Source organism: Nonomuraea sp. PA05, from assembly GCF_008086045.1.
GTDB lineage: Bacteria > Actinomycetota > Actinomycetes > Streptosporangiales > Streptosporangiaceae > Nonomuraea > Nonomuraea monospora.
This window is the reverse complement of sequence record NZ_VSEY01000030.1, coordinates 1-14,347: the sequence shown is the minus strand read 5'-3', so window position 1 is coordinate 14,347 and position 14,347 is coordinate 1. Positions and strand designations below refer to the sequence as shown.

At 72.4% G+C, this 14,347-nt stretch carries 13 protein-coding genes and 1 pseudogene; 5 read left to right on the top strand and 9 right to left on the bottom strand.

The features are described from left to right. Positions 1–18 precede the first annotated feature (18 nt). Together FXF51_RS38690 and FXF51_RS38685 are read right to left on the bottom strand one after the other, a co-directional pair. Positions 19–1,404, bottom strand: coding sequence for a S28 family serine protease (locus tag FXF51_RS38690; protein WP_148439730.1), 1,386 nt, complete (start codon positions 1,402–1,404; stop codon positions 19–21). A gap of 39 nt (positions 1,405–1,443) precedes the next feature. Next, positions 1,444–3,282, bottom strand: a complete 1,839-nt coding sequence (locus tag FXF51_RS38685; RefSeq protein WP_148439729.1) for a DUF2264 domain-containing protein — start codon at positions 3,280–3,282, stop codon at positions 1,444–1,446. Between the two features lie 175 nt (positions 3,283–3,457). On the opposite strand from FXF51_RS38685, the gene FXF51_RS38680 reads away from it, so the two are divergent. After that, on the top strand, positions 3,458–4,534 hold the full coding sequence (locus FXF51_RS38680) for a LacI family DNA-binding transcriptional regulator (RefSeq protein WP_148439728.1): 1,077 nt from the start codon (positions 3,458–3,460) through the stop codon (positions 4,532–4,534). A 10-nt stretch (positions 4,535–4,544) separates the two neighbouring features. Here FXF51_RS38680 and FXF51_RS38675 read toward each other — a convergent pair whose 3' ends face one another. The 4 genes from FXF51_RS38675 to FXF51_RS38660 all read right to left on the bottom strand — a co-directional run bounded on the left by FXF51_RS38675 (position 4,545) and on the right by FXF51_RS38660 (position 8,368). Next, positions 4,545–5,291, bottom strand: coding sequence for an MBL fold metallo-hydrolase (locus tag FXF51_RS38675; RefSeq protein ID WP_148439727.1), 747 nt, complete (start codon positions 5,289–5,291; stop codon positions 4,545–4,547). Between the two features lie 154 nt (positions 5,292–5,445). Further along, positions 5,446–6,093 carry a hypothetical protein gene (locus tag FXF51_RS38670; RefSeq protein WP_148439726.1) on the bottom strand — a complete coding sequence of 216 codons (648 nt, stop codon included), beginning with the start codon at positions 6,091–6,093 and terminating at the stop codon, positions 5,446–5,448. Between the two features lie 192 nt (positions 6,094–6,285). Beyond that, on the bottom strand, positions 6,286–7,500 hold the full coding sequence (locus FXF51_RS38665) for a winged helix-turn-helix domain-containing protein (RefSeq protein WP_148439725.1): 1,215 nt from the start codon (positions 7,498–7,500) through the stop codon (positions 6,286–6,288). Between the two features lie 58 nt (positions 7,501–7,558). Next, positions 7,559–8,368, bottom strand: a complete 810-nt coding sequence (locus FXF51_RS38660) for a helix-turn-helix transcriptional regulator (RefSeq protein ID WP_148439724.1) — start codon at positions 8,366–8,368, stop codon at positions 7,559–7,561. 77 nt (positions 8,369–8,445) lie between these two features. Between FXF51_RS38660 and FXF51_RS38655 the strand changes: the two genes are divergently transcribed. Continuing rightward, positions 8,446–9,180 (top strand): SDR family oxidoreductase, encoded by a 735-nt coding sequence (locus FXF51_RS38655; protein WP_148439723.1) that lies wholly within the window; start codon positions 8,446–8,448, stop codon positions 9,178–9,180. A gap of 9 nt (positions 9,181–9,189) precedes the next feature. On the opposite strand, the gene FXF51_RS38650 is transcribed toward FXF51_RS38655, so the two are convergent. Next, complete coding sequence (locus FXF51_RS38650; protein WP_262380102.1) at positions 9,190–10,569, bottom strand: alpha/beta hydrolase domain-containing protein; 1,380 nt, start codon at positions 10,567–10,569, stop codon at positions 9,190–9,192. 88 nt (positions 10,570–10,657) lie between these two features. Continuing rightward, positions 10,658–11,290 carry a TetR/AcrR family transcriptional regulator gene (locus FXF51_RS38645; RefSeq protein ID WP_148439722.1) on the bottom strand — a complete coding sequence of 211 codons (633 nt, stop codon included), beginning with the start codon at positions 11,288–11,290 and terminating at the stop codon, positions 10,658–10,660. 136 nt (positions 11,291–11,426) lie between these two features. Here FXF51_RS38645 and FXF51_RS38640 point away from each other — a divergent pair, with 136 nt between their 5' ends. The 3 genes from FXF51_RS38640 to FXF51_RS38630 all read left to right on the top strand — a co-directional run bounded on the left by FXF51_RS38640 (position 11,427) and on the right by FXF51_RS38630 (position 14,112). Continuing rightward, a complete protein-coding gene (locus tag FXF51_RS38640; RefSeq protein ID WP_148439721.1) occupies positions 11,427–12,605 on the top strand; it encodes an NAD(P)/FAD-dependent oxidoreductase in 1,179 nt (392 codons plus the stop codon). Between the two features lie 72 nt (positions 12,606–12,677). Continuing rightward, a complete protein-coding gene (locus tag FXF51_RS38635; protein WP_148439720.1) occupies positions 12,678–13,889 on the top strand; it encodes a cytochrome P450 in 1,212 nt (403 codons plus the stop codon). Positions 13,890–13,917: 28 nt separating this feature from the next. After that, entirely contained in the window at positions 13,918–14,112 is a 195-nt protein-coding gene (locus tag FXF51_RS38630; RefSeq protein WP_148439719.1) for a ferredoxin, read from the top strand. Positions 14,113–14,163: 51 nt separating this feature from the next. Here FXF51_RS38630 and FXF51_RS38625 read toward each other — a convergent pair. Continuing rightward, positions 14,164–14,347 (bottom strand): annotated as a pseudogene (locus FXF51_RS38625) (Rrf2 family transcriptional regulator); the annotation flags it as partial.

Here is a 14,347-nt window from a genome sequence, read left to right as displayed (position 1 = left end):
CCCGGTGTCCCCGCGTGGTCAGGAAAGGTGGTGCCGATCGGGCAGCATGGGGTCGTCCGGAAGGAGAGGCACGCTTTCGGCGGCCCGCCGGCCGTCGGCCGGCACCCCCGCCCACCGCGACAACGTCTCCGTCGCCGCCGCCCGCTCCTGCTCGGGCAGCGACCCGATGTTGGCCCCGTGGTTGGCTCCCGGCGCGACGTACAGGTAGGAATCCCTCCTGCTCGGCGCGAACCGCTCAGCACTCCACGGATCATTCTCGCCGTACACGAACAACATGCGCTCCGACCGCGTACGCACCCAATGGTCCACGTCCGGCATCGGCCGCGGATCATGCCGGGAGCGCAGCTCAGGAGGCAGCACCGAGTTGGGCTGGTAGAGCCCCCGGTACCTGGTCAGCCCCCGCAGATGCCGGAACGCGAGATCGGGCCAGCCGAGCTGGGTGGCCGCCTGGTAGTAGTACGGCGTGTAGTACTCCAGGCCCTGATCGGTGTAGAACGCGAACGAGGCCACGTTGTCGATCCACGCGTACAACTCCTCGTCCGTGGCGGTCGCCGGCGGCACGGACGCGCAGTCGGCCACGCTCATGTACTGCCAGAACGCCCACGCCGTATCGAGAACCGTCATCTCGAACGACCGGTCCGCACTGCCCAGGGTCCTGGCGAAGGTGTAGCCGTTACCCGCGGCGTCCGCCTCCAGCAGCGCCACCATCCGGTCACGCCGCTTGAGCGCCTCACGCTGCACGTTCTCCAGCGCCGTACGGCACTCCGGGGTGCCGACGCGAGCGAAGAACCGGTCGTAGGCGTGGTCCAGCGGGTTGATCGGGTCGTTGGGCGCGACGTAGGCGACCACGCCGTCCACGTCGTCCGGGTAGAAGCGGCGGTGATAGACGGAGGTCATGCCGCCCTTGCTCACACCCGTCTGGATCCACTTCCCGCCATAGATCGTCTTGAGCGCCCGCACGATCCGGTGCTCGTCGGTCGCCTCCTGCCAGATGGTCAGGTCGTCCCAGTCGGCCGGCGACGGTCGCGAGGATCGGAAGAACCGGTGCTCGACGGACACCTGGTTGCCGTCGATCAGCCGGGTCGGCTCGCTGCGCGAGGCCGTCGGATTCACCGGCAGCCCGTACCCGCCGGTGGCCAGCACGACGGGCGCCTGCTCGGAGCGGTGCAGCAGGGTGAGCCGCTGCTGGAACGTGCCCTGACCGGGGTTCCTGTGGTCGGCGGGCTGCGTGTAGGACAGGACGAAGAAGCGGTAGCCGGACGGCTGCGTCTCCGATACGACAGTCATCCCGGGGATGGCCTTCAGCCGTTCCAGCAGGTCGTCCTGGGCCGCGGCGGTGGCCGGGGCTGCGGGCAGGACGAGGGCCAGCGAGGCCGCCAGCGCGGCCAGAAACCGTAATCGCACGATACGCACTCCTTCCGGTATCGCCCGAACGTATACCGATCATGCCCCTCCGGCCAGAAGCGACCGTGTCGCCGAGGGCACGTCCCCCATGCGGACGGTCACCGTCTCTCCCCCGTCCAGGGTCAGGACGACCGTCTCGCCGTCCTCGATCCGCACGGACACACCGGGCGGCTCCACCGCCGTCCCCGACAGCCACACCAGGCTGACGTAGAGAGCGGTGCCGCCCGGATGGGCCGTCGCGAAGGCGTACGGGACGGCGGAGTGGCGGCCGAAGGCGTTGGCGTCCACCGCCGTGACGACGCCGGTGCCCGAGTAGCCGTGCAGGGCGCGGACGGCGCTGGTCAGCCCGTCCGGACGGCGGGCCAGCGCGAGGGAGTCGCCCTCTCGCAGGTCAGGAGCGGTCGTGGCGGCCAGGGCGTGGCCGCCGTCCCGCACCTGGTGCCCGGCCGGGGCGGTGACGCGGTGGATCCTGATCTCCGCGGCGCCGTCCACGACGGAGGCGGTCACCACGCGTACCGGGCCGTCCTGGTAGGCCGAGGCGGCGAAGCGGTCGGCCGCGGCGAGCGGCTCGATGAAGCGGCGCAGCGACGCGGTCCCGCCGGGGGCGATGACGGCCAGGTGGTTGTCCACGCCCGGGGCGCGTTCGCCCACTTCAGGGCCGGTGTGGGTGGTGTAGGAGAGCTTGGTGTAGTACGGGTCGGGGTCGCCGTCGGGAGACTGGACGCGGTCGCGGTCGCTGCCGTGGTTGACGAGGCGGACGACACCGTCCGCGCTGGTGGTGTGCAGCAACCAGCCGGGGGCGGGCATGGTGAGCGACTGGTCGGCCAGCTCGACGGGCGCGGGCTCCTCCTGCGCCGTCCAGACCGGGTGTCCGGGCGGGAGCAGGAGGCCGAGGAACGCCTTGCTCGCCCAGTACGGCGACGCCGGGCCCGAGTAGGACTGCGCGATGGGCGGGAACGCGTCGTACCAGCCGAGGTTGAGCAGGCCGCGCTCGTCCGGCGCGCCGCGCTCGGCGAAGTGGCTCAGCACCCGTCCGGCGATGCGCCTGGTCCGGCCGGGCGGCAGGGGCGAGGCGCCGGTGAGCGCCCCCAGCCACAGCGGCGCGACCGTCGCGAACCGGTACGTCAGCGACCGCCCCTGGTGCACCGGGCCGCCGTCGGCGGCGAAGAAGTGCTGGTACTGCTCCAGGAAGCGGCGCAGCCGGCCCGCGTACAGCTCCTGCCTGGCGGTGTCGCCGCTCATCCTGGCCCACAGCGACGGGTACAGGTGCAGCGCCCACCCGCAGTAGTAGTCGAAGTTCTTGCCCTTGCCGTCGGAGTACCAGCCGTCGCCCGCGTACCACTCCTCGACGCGCTCCAGGCCGCCGGCGATCTCGGACGGTTCGTGCGGCCCGCCCACCTCGGCCAGGAACTGCTCGACGACCACCCGGAACATCACCCAGTTGTTGTCCGGAGTCCGCTTCCCCACGAACCCGGCCAGCCACCGCACCACCCGCTCCCGCTCCACCTCCGAGAGCCGGTCGAACAGCCACGGCCGGGTCTCGTGCAGCGCCAGCGCGATCGAGGCCGCCTCCACGAGCTGCTGCGACATGTCGGTCAGCGCGGGCCACGCGTACGGGTGCGCGGGGTCGGTGCCGGCGCTCAGTCCGCTCGCGTACCGCTCGATCAGCCCCGCCGGCACGTCGCCGCGCGCTCCGGCGATCCTGAACGCGGCGAGCAGGAACGTGCGCGCGTACCCTTCGAGCCCGTCACTCACCGGCCCCGACCTGCTGGCCTTGCCGGGCAGGCGGTACTGGGCGAAGCCTTCCGTCGCGTACGGCTGCACGGCGGCCAGCAGGTGGTCCGCCATGGCCTCCCAGCGCTCTCGGGTCATCGACATGAAGCGGATACTAAGCCAATAAGCCGGGAAAATGGAGCCCGTAGACGGCTTCGTCCTGCAAGCGTTTTACCTAAGTGCGGAGGGCTGGCGGTCGGCGGGATGATTTGACACTGCGCCAGCCAGGTGGAAACAATTCGTGTAAGCGGTTTACCCATGTGTTTCACTGGGAGGTGGCATGGTCCGGCGGTCCGACAGCGGGGAGCAGCGGCCGACGACGATCCGCGACGTGGCCGCGCACGCGGGCGTGTCGGTGGCCACTGTGTCCCGCATCCTGTCCGGCTCCTACCCGAGCGCCCCGGCGACCCGCAGCAAGGTCATGAAGGCGGTGCGCGAGCTCGACTACGTCGCCAACGCCAACGCCCGCAACCTCGCCGGAGCCAGCAGCCGCAGCGTCGCCATCATCGTCAACTCCGTCGTCTCGCCGCACTACGCGCACGTCGCGCAAGGGGTGCAGACGCAGGCCGCCCTCGAAGGCAAGCTGTGCATCGTCGGCACCACCGGTGGCGACGCGGAGCGCGAGCTGGCCACCGTCCAGCTCATGCGGCAGGAGCACGCCGAGTGCGTCATCCTCGTCGGGAACGTCGTCAACAACGACGCCTACCGCGAACGCATGGCCGACTACGCCCGCGCGCTCGCGGCGGCCGGCTCCCAGCTCGTCCTGTGCGGCCGCCCCACGCTGGGGCCCGACGTGCCCGCCCTCGTCGTCGAGTACGACAACACCGGCGGCGCGTACGCCATCACCAGCCACCTGCTGTCGGCGGGGCACCGGCGGATCCTCTTCCTCGGCCGGCACGAGGGCTACACCACCTCCGACAGCCGCATCACCGGCTACCGCAACGCCCTCGCCGACCACCGCGTCCCGCACGACCCCGGGCTGGAGGCCGACGGCACGATGGAGCGGAGCGAGGGGTACCGCATGATCAGGGAACGGCTCGCGGCGGGGCCGCCCGACTTCACCGCTGTCTTCGCGGGGAACGACCTGATCGCCGCCGGGGCTCGTCAGGCGTTGCGGGAGCACGGGCTGCGGGTGCCTGATGACGTGTCCATGGTCGGGTTCGACGATCTGCCGCCGGCGGCGGACATCGACCTGACCACCGTGCACGTGCCGCACGAGGAGCTGGGGCGGACGGCCGTGCGGCTGGCGCTGGAACGGCGGCAGGAGAAGGCGGTGGCGCCCGCGCAGCATGTGCTGCTGGGGACGCACATCATCGTTCGTGATTCCGTACGGCCGGTGCGGGTCGAGCTGGGCTGAGGGCGGCCGGTCACTTCCGTCCGAGGGGGACGGTGAGGCCTTCCTCGGCCGCCAGCACCTCGCCGCCGAACTCCTTCCTGGCGGCGGCCACGGCGGCGGCCCGGTCGTTGCCCGGCCAGAAGTGGGTGAGCATCAACCGGCGCGCGCCCGCCCGCCCGGCCCACTCACCGGCTTCCGCGGAGGCCAGCAGATTGCGGGTGGGGCGGCCGGTCTCGCCGGCGCGGTCAGTGGCCTCGACGATGAAGAGGTCGGCGTCGCGCCCCAGCTCGGCGAGCGCCGGTGTCGGACCGGTGTCGCCGGTGTAGGCCAGAACGACCCCGTCAGCCTCCAGGCGGATGCCTGCGTTGGGAACGTAGTGCGGCAGCGGCAGCCCGGTGAGGGCGAACGGCCCCACCCGGTGGCTGCCGGGCAGCGGACGCACGTCGAACACCGCGTGCAGATCGACGTCGGGCTCCAGCCCGCCGAGCCGGTCGAGCACGCCCGGCGGGCAGTACAGCGGCAGCCGCGGGCCGCCGGGGTCGCCGTAGAAACGCATCCGGAACAGGCCGTGCAGGTCGATGCAGTGGTCGGGGTGCTCGTGGGTGACGACGACGGCGTCCACCGCGCCGTCCGGCCAGTGCGCGAGCAGCCTCGGCAGCGTGGCGTAGCCCAGGTCGAGCAGCAGCCGGTAACCGTCCCAGTCCACGGCGAAACCGCTGCAGGCGCGGCCCGGCTCGGGGAACGCACCGCAACTGCCGAGGACGGTCACTTGTCGCATCCGTCCAGGATGCCAGTCCCCCGGGCGGTCATGGCCGGCGCGGGTGTGCCGGATCCGGGTCGGTGATCGCCTGGAGGAGGTGGCGCATTCCTGGAGCCTGTGCGAAGGCTGCCTCAGGGGCCGGGCGCAGGGCCGTGCCCTTGGGCGCCGAGGCTCAGTCGGGCTCCACGTCGCCGAGCCAGACGTAGCCGTCGCCCACGTCCAGCCAGGCGTCCTGCGAGGTGCTCGGGCCGATGGCGTTCGCGACCTGCTGGACGACGTACGCGGCTGAGTAGCCGGCCGTCGCCTGGCCGGGTGTGGCGGCGGAGGAACCGGACAGGTCGCCGGTGTTCATCTCGCCGTACACGTCATGGGCCGCCGAACCGCCGGAGGTGCCGTCACCGTCGATCTCACCGCCCGGCATCATCTCGCCGCCCGGCATCATCTCACCGCTCGGCATCATCTCACCGCTCGGCATCTCGCCGCCCGGCATCATCTCACCGCCAGGCATCTCACCGCCCGGCAGCATCCCGGCGATCTGAGCGGCCTCCTCCGGCGTCATCTCGATGTAGCCGGCCGTCTCCTCGTACTGCACCGGCTCGCTGTAAGCCATCCGATCGACGATCTCGTACGCGGGCCCCGGCCCCGCACGTACGGGTGCGCCTTCAGGGTCGGCCACCCGGAGGTCGTCGTCGTCCGGCACCGGCTGGGCGACCTGGGCACGAACCTGGCCCACGTCGGCCTGGGCCGTCGCCGCAGCGCCGAGCAGGCCCGTTACGCCTACGGCGCCGGCGACGGCGAACTTGGTGATGGTGGTCCGCATCGCGGGTACCCCCGATTCCTGCTTCTCCGCGACCGCTGCTCCTGGTGGGAGAGCCGTCGTCCTGCAGTCACCTGTCGGGCTGCCCCGGAGCCGGGAGGTCCCATCCCGCTCCGGCGTCAAAACCGGCCCAACTGCCTCCGCGGCTCATCCGTAACGACTGCCACAGACCGAATACCGCAGGGAACAGGCCCGTTACCCCACCCCGGCGCCCCGCCACGAAGCCGCCACCTTCTCGCCGTAGACGATCTCGCGTGCGCCAGCGAAGGTCGCCAGCTCCTCGATCGCCCCCGTGACAGCCCGGACAGCGCTCGCCTCCGTAGCGGTGTCCTCCGGGAAGACGCCCTCGATCTCCAGCACCCCGCGCCGCCGATCCATGCGCGGCACCAGCCGCCCGATCAGCCGCTCCTCGTGCAGGATCGGCATGATGTAGTGGCCGTACTGCCGCTTGTGCTTGGGCACGTACATCTCGGTGCGGAACGCGAAGCCCCACAGGCGCTGGGTGCGTTCGCGGTCGCAGATGAGGTTGTCGAACGGGGACAGCAGCGTGGTGTGCGGCTGCCAGGCGTCGCGTTCCAGCAGGGCGAGGGCGTCCACGTGCGCGTACCAGGTCTCGTCGCCGCCCTCGACGGTGACGGGGACGACGCGCTGAGAGTGGTGCAGGGCGGAGAGCACGGCGGGCAGGCCCGGGTAGCGGCTCCGGGTGAAGTGGTTGTCGATGTCGGCGGCGCGGGCCACGCCGAGGGCGCGCAGGGCGTGCTCGGCCGCCTGGGTCACCGCCTCCTCCTCGGACAGCTGCGCGGACTGCGCCCAGTCGGGGAGCCAGCGCTCGGCGAGGTCCCAGTGGCGGGTGCGGCCCTGTCTGGCGGCGACCATGATGTGGCCCTGCGTCCACAGGAAGTCCAGCATGCGTTCGACGTTGCGGCCGTTGGTCCAGCCGGTGGACTTCCACGGCACCGCCGCGAGGTCCTCGAACGCGCCCGGCGGGAGAGGGCCCTCGTCGCGCAGCCGGTCGAGCACGTGGCGGCGTAAGGCGTCGTTGGAGTCGAGCCAGCCGCGCACCATGCGGGCGTGGTCGGAGTCGCCGGCGGCGTGGCGGCGCATCATGAGGTGGTGGATCGGGTAGTCCTCGGCCAGCACGATCGAGGCGGCGTGGGCCCAGTATTCGAACAGCCAGCGCTCCTGCCAGAGGAGCGTGTCGAGGGCGGTGAGGTCGTAGTGGCCCGCCCGGCTCCAGAGGACGAGGAGGTGGCTGCGGGCCACCGCGTTCACCGGGTCGAGTTGCAGGCAGCGGAGGCTGCGCAGGATCGAGCGCAGGCCCGCCAGGTCGCTGCCGGGGCGTGGGCCGCCCAATTGCTGGCACATCACGGCCAGTTTTCGTGCCGACTCCAGGGTGAGGGTGAGGGCCACGGGAGGAGCTTAATCGAAGAGGTGTTCGAGGGCAAAGCGGGGGCGGGGGGCGGGTTGCTCACCGTACCGAGGCGGACAGGTGGCGGAGTGCGCGGGCGGAGGGGGTGCCGGCGTCGGCGGTGATGAAGACGACCTGCTGGTCGTCGTCGGGGACGAGGAGGACGTCGCAGTTGAGGCGCAGCGCTCCCACCTCCGGGTGTTGCACGACCTTGGTGCGGTGGCCTGGTTCGTGGACCGGGTCGGTGTTCCAGATGTGCACGAACTCCTCGCTGCCCGCGCGTAGTTCCGTCAGGAGGAGCTGGAGTGCCTCGTCGCGCGGGTAGCGTTCGGCGGCGCGACGCAGCCGGGAGACGGCGATGTGGCCGAACTCCTCAGCGCTGGACGACTCGACGTAGCCGAACCCTCCAGTGTCGGCGAAGCGGCGGCGGGCCAGGTTGAGCTGCTGGTCATAACCCAGGACGGCCTGCGCGAGCGGGTTCCAGGCGAGCACGTCATAGGCGGCGTCAGTGACGATGGCCGCCGTGTCGGGCATGCGCTCCAGCAACGCCGCCACCTGCGGCCGGACGCTGCGCACCGGCCCAGGCGGCGGCGTGGGGCCGGTGCCCGCGAGCTGGAACAGATGCCGCCGCTCAGCGCGGGTGAGCCGGAGCGCGCCGGTGAGCGCGTCGAGGATGCGCGGCGACGGCCGCGGCCCGCGCGCCTGCTCCAGCCGTACGTAGTAGTCCACGGACATGTGCGCGAGCTCGGCCACCTCCTCCCGCCGCAGGCCGGGGGTGCGGCGGCGCCGGTCGGCGGGCAGGCCGACGTCGGCGGGCGGCAGGCTTTCGCGCCGTGCCCGCAGGAAGCGGGCCAGTTCCTGTTTCGCCACGCGTCTCCTCCAATGCCGGCTGCCAGGGATCGGTTGTCCCTGGATGCGGCCCGTACCTGCGCGGAAGGGTCAACGGTATGAACCACTCTGCGACGTCGAAGGATTCCATCGCCCTGGTCACCGGGGCCAACAAGGGCATCGGCAAGGAGATCGCGCGGCAGCTCGCGGCGGCCGGGCTGACCGTCTACGTCGGGTCGCGCGACGCCGCACGGGGAGAGCGGGCCGCAAGCGAGATCGGCGGCGGCGCCAGGCCGCTGCTGCTGGACGTCACCGACGACGACAGCGTCGCCGCCGCCGCGCGGCTGGTGGGCAGCCTGGACGTGCTGGTGAACAACGCCGGGATCATGGTGGACGACAGGCGTCCCGACGAGGCCGACGCGGCGAGCTTCCGCCGCACGTTCGAGACGAACCTCTTCGCCGTGCTCACCGTCACCAACGCCTTCCTCCCGGCGCTGCGCCGCTCACCCGCCCCCCGCATCGTGAACGTCTCCAGCGGCACCGGCTCGCTGACCTTGAGCACGGACCCCGCGCAGGGGTTCGCGGTGGCGGGAGGCGCCGGCGCGGCGTACCGCTCGTCCAAGACGGCGCTGAACGCCCTGACGCTCTTCTACGCCCAGACCCTGGCCGAGGCCGGTTTCAAGGTGAACGCGCTGGCCCCGGGGTTGCGGCGGACCGAGCTCAACGACCGGGCCGCCGGGAGCGACGGCGATCCCGCCGAGGCCGCGGCGGGGGCCGTCAGGCTGGCGCTGTTGCCGGACGACGGCCCCACCGGCGGCTTCTTCTCCTGGGACGGGACCCCCATGCCCTGGTGACCCCGGCGGTCACGGCCGCGTGTCGGCGAGGTTCTGGCGGGCGTCGCCGGGCAGCAGGTAACCGGCCTTGAGGTTGTGAGCGTCCGCGCGGACGACCGCCGCCACGTAGTGGCCGTGCGTCGGGTACAGCTCGTCGAGCTGCTCCTGCTCGAACGGGACGTGTGTCCCGAACAGCACGCAGAACGTCTCGCCGGAGTTGTCGCCCGTGTTCAGCGCCGTGGGCGCCGCCACCTGCGACAACCGGATGCCGCCGCGCGCCAGCCCCAGCTCGTCGCGGGCCTTGGTGCCGTCCGGGGCGAACTCCAGCGGCGGCGCCACGGGCGGCGCGGCACCCCGCCGGGCCCAGCGGGTCAGGTGATCGTAGGCGGCGGCCAGCACGTGGTGCAGCGGGACGCGGCTGAAGGGCGGCCTGTCGCACGTGTACGTCGGCGCGCTCCCGAGATCGCGGGCGAGCAGCGGGGCGCGGGCGCTGTAACCGTGCCAGCCGGAGTGCGCGCTGCCCGCCACCTCCCAGCGGCGGAACCGCTCGGTGTCCGGCGGGCGCACGGGTGTGCGCACGTCGGTCTCCGACAGCACCTGGAACACCGGCTCCGCGCCGGCCCGGGTGGGGGCGGGGCCGACGATCTGGCCGTACCCGTCGAAGACGCTCTCGATGTGCGGCAGCACGGCGTCGTAGTAGACGGTCAGCCGTCCGGCCGACTGCGAGGCGCCGACGGCCAGCACGGTGTCCGCGCGCAGGCGGCCCAGCAGTGTGGGACGGGCCGACGTCCTGATGGCCTGGGCCGCCTGGGAGAACACGTCGTAGGAGAGCTGGTCGGTCATGAACCGGCCGCCGCCGGTGACGTCGAGGGTGCCGTAGCGGGCGGGACTCCACTGGCGGAGCTGGTTCACTCCGACGCGCTGGGCGGAGACGCCGACCCACGCGTACCCGGCGCGGGTGAGCTGCTCGGTGCTCCAGAGGGCGTCCAGGTCGTATCCGGCGGTGACGTTCTGCCACTCCATCAGCACGGTGCCGTTGAACTTGGCCTGGCTCGCCGGGCGGCGGACGACCACCCTGGTCCTGTACGGGACGTCCGGGGCGAGCAGTTCGCCCGTGGCGCTGTAGGCGTCGGCGTTGCCCGACAGGTGGAACTCCTGCTCGACATAGCCGAGGGCGCGCAGGTCGGCGTCGGTGGCCAGCCAGGGGTAGGTCTCCGACAGCTCGGGCGAGGCGGGGTCGCCCGGCAGGTCGCCCGGCAGCGGGCCCTCCACCTTGGGGACGTCCACCGGGGCGGCTCTCGGGACGTCCACCGGAGTGACCGCCGCCCGTGCCGAGGCCGTCGCGGGGAGCAGGGTCGTGGTGAGCAGTGCCGCGGCCGCGATCCGTGCCGCTCTGGGAAATGCCGCCATCGCGTGATCTCCTTCCGGGGCCCAGGAAGACGCCACGTCCGATGCTCCCCCGTCCGCCGGTCGCGCGCATCGGCACAATCACCGGCGATCAAGCGGGACGAGCGTCGATGCGGAAGAGCGAGTGGAACAACGGCCACGTCAAGGCCGCCATCTCCCCCGGCGACCGCGTACACCCACCCTGCAGCCACTCCGCGGCCACCCCGATCAGCGCCCCCGCCGTGAACGCCGCCGGCACGTCAAGCGGCAACTCCAGCAACGGCCGCGCCATCTCAGGCACCTCGGCGCTCTCCACAGCCTCCCGCAGCCGCTCCTGTATGGCCACGGTGCTGCGATGCCGGATGTGATCGGCCACCCGGGCACTGCCCTGCGGCCCGAGCAACGCCCGGTAGAGCCCGGCGTGCTCGGCGAGGCTGCCGAAGAACGCCTCCAGCGACTCGGTGGCCTCCCGCCCGGGGTCGGCGGCGTTGAAGTCTCCCGGCAGCGACTCGATGAGGCCGTCGATCATCGCGGTGCAGGCGGCTTCGGCCAGCTCGTGCACGTCGCGGTAGTGGTCGTAGAAGGTGGAGCGGCTCACGCCGGCGAGCTCGGCGACGTCGGCGACGGTGACGCGGGACAGGTCCTGTTCCTCGACGAGCCGCAGCAGGGCCCGCGCCAGGGCCGCCTGGGTGCGGCGCACGCGCCGGTCGCCCGTCGGGGTGGTGCTTCCTCTGCTCGTGGCCACGACTTCACCCTACCGTCTCACTACATGTGCAGGTTTTCCTACAGATGTAGGGTAATCTGTGGGCGACACGAGGGAAAGGACTACGACCTATGCGGATTTCTGCAGGTAGGACGGCCTCCCACCGGAGCGGAGCGGCGTGACCACGCCCGGCAGCGTCCTGATCGTCGGCGCCTCTGCCGCCGGCCTGAGCACGGCCGAGGCGCTGCGGCGTCAAGGCCACCAGGGGCGGCTCACGCTGCTCGACGCCGAGCCGCACCTCCCCTACGACCGGCCGCCGCTGTCGAAGCAGGTCCTGGCCGGCGACTGGGAGCCGTCCCGCGCCCAGCTCCGTACGCAGGCGCAGCTCGACGCGCTGGACGCGGAGTTCGTCCGCGGCGAGCCCGCCGCCTTCCTCGACGCCGCCGCCCGCGAGGTGCGCACGGTCACCGGCCGGGTGCTGCGCGGAGACGCCGTCGTCATCGCGACGGGCCTGACGCCGTGCCGTCTCCCGGGGCAGCGTGGGCTCGCGGGGGTGCACGAGCTGCGCGGCCTCGACGACGCGCTCACCCTGCGCGCCCACCTGACCGCCGCCAGGCGGCTGGTGGTCGTGGGCGAGGGTGTGCTGGGCGGCGAGGTGGCCGCGACCGCCCGCAAGCTGGGCCTCGACGTCACCCTCGTCGGCCTCGGCCCGGCGATCCTCGCCGACCAGCTCGGCGGCCCCGCCTCCGAGCTGCTCACCCGCACGCACGCCGAACGCGGGGTGGCACTGCGGCTCGGCGTCGCGGTGGAGGAGCTGACGTCCGCCGAGGGCCGGGTCACCGGGGTGCGGCTGGCCACCGGCGAGCTGCTGCCCGCCGACGCGGTCGTGGTGGCGATCGGCTGCCGGCCCGCGACCGGCTGGCTGGAGGGCAGCGGCCTCGCGCTGGGCGACGGCGTGGAGTGCGACTCGCGCTGCCGCGCCGCCGAAGGCGTGTACGCCGTCGGCGACGTGGCGTCCTGGCAGCACGAGGGGCTGGGCAGGCGGCTGCGCCTGGAGAACCGCACCAACGCCACCGAGCAGGCGCAGGTGGTGGCGGCCAACGTGCTCGGCGCCGACCGCCCGTACGAGCCGATCCCGTACTTCTGGACCGACCAGTACGACGCCAAGATCCAGGCCCACGGCCTGCTGTCAGCGGCGGCCGAGGTGAGCGTCGCGGAAGGCGACCCGGAGCAGGGCCGCTTCGCCGCGCTCTACCAGGAGAACGGCCAGGTCACCGGCGTGCTCGGCTGGAACATGGCCAAGCAGGCCCGCGTACTGAGACAGCAGCACCTCACTGCCCGTCCCGTCACGGCGTGACGGCGGCGACCCGGGCATGAACACCGGCCGCCCGGTGGCGGTCGTCCGATCCGCGCACGAGGAGAATGCCGAATGAGTGTGAACGAGCAGGTCCTGAGCTACCCGATCCCCAACGACGCGGCGCTGGACCCGCCCGCCGAGTGGGCCGAGCTGCGCAGCGGGTGCCCGGTGGCGCACGTGAAGCTGCCCAGCGGCGACGCGGCCAAGCTGATCACCCGCTACGAGGACGTCAAGCAGGTGCTGGCCGACCCCCGCTTCACCCGCCAGCTCACCGCGCCCGACGCGGCCCGGCTGTCGGCGGACGGCGGCGGGGTCTTCAACAGCGACGTGGCCACGATCATCCCCGACAGCGGCGACGGGCATCTGCACTGGCGGCGCCTGGTCGGCAAGTGGTTCACGGCCAAGCGCATGGCCGCGATGCGGCCGCGGATGGCGCAGATCGCCGAGGACCTCATCGACGACCTGGTCAAGCGCGGCGCTCCCGGCGACCTGCGGGCCGCGCTGGGCTTCCCGCTGCCGGTGTACGTGATCTGCGACATGCTCGGCGTGCCGGCCGAGGACCGTGACAGGTTCTCGTACTGGTCGGACACGCTGCTCAACCTGACCAGGTACGGCAAGGAGGAGATCGAGACCGCCCAGGCCGAGTTCTTCCAGTACATGTCGGACCTCATCACGGCCAAGCGCGCCGAGCCGGGCGACGACCTGCTCAGCGAGCTGCTCGCGGCCGGCGGCCCCGACGACGGCGGGCTGGCCGACCTGCAGATCATCGTCACCGGCATGGCGCTGCTGGTCGCGGGCCACGAGACCACCGCGAACATGATCGGCAAGATGGTCTCCATGCTCCTGGCCGACCGCGCCCGCTGGGAGGCGCTCCAGGCCGACCCGTCGCTGATCCGCACCGCCGTCGAGGAGACGCTGCGCCTCGACGCGAACTCGGGCTTCGGCCTGCCCCGCTACCTGCCCGTGGAGGCGGAGATCGGCGGCGAGACCCTGCCCAAGGGCACCACGGTGATCTGCAGCATGGCCGCGGCCAACCGCGACGAGAGCGCCTTCGAGGACGCGGCCGAGATGGACCTGACCCGCAGCCCGAACGCGCACCTGGCCTTCGGCTCCGGCGCCCACTCCTGCCTGGGCCAGTCGCTGGCCCGCACGGAGCTGCAGGTCGTGCTGGAGGTGCTGCTGCGCAAGCTGCCGGCGCTGGAGCTGGCCGTGCCGGTGGCGGAGCTGGAGCGGGTGGAGGGGCTGGCGGTCGGCGGCCTGCGTACGGTGCCGGTCCGCTGGTGACATCGATTCACGAGGAGGGAACCCTGATATGAGAGTCACCGTCGACGAGGACAAGTGCTGTGGCGCCGGCTCGTGCGTGCTGGTCGCCCCCGAGGTGTTCGACCAGCGTGACGATGACGGCATCGTGGTCCTGCTGAACGCCGAGCCGGGCGAGGACCAGCACGCGGCGGTCCGCGAGGCCGCCGTGGTGTGCCCCGGAGCCGCCATCGAGGTGAGCGAGTAACCCTGAAGGGCTGAGGGCGCACGTGCGTGATCGATCGCACGTGCGCCCTTCTCATGGCCTGCCGGCGAGGATGGACCTGGTGCGCCGGGGCGCGTGCGCGGGCAGCTCGGCCAGGATGTCGGCGAGCGTGACCCCGGCGAGGCTGGCCCGCCACGCCCGGTGCGCGTCGGCCATCTTCTCCGCCAGGACGCAGGCCCGCCGGCATTCCTCCGGCGGCAGCGCGCCCCGCCCCTGC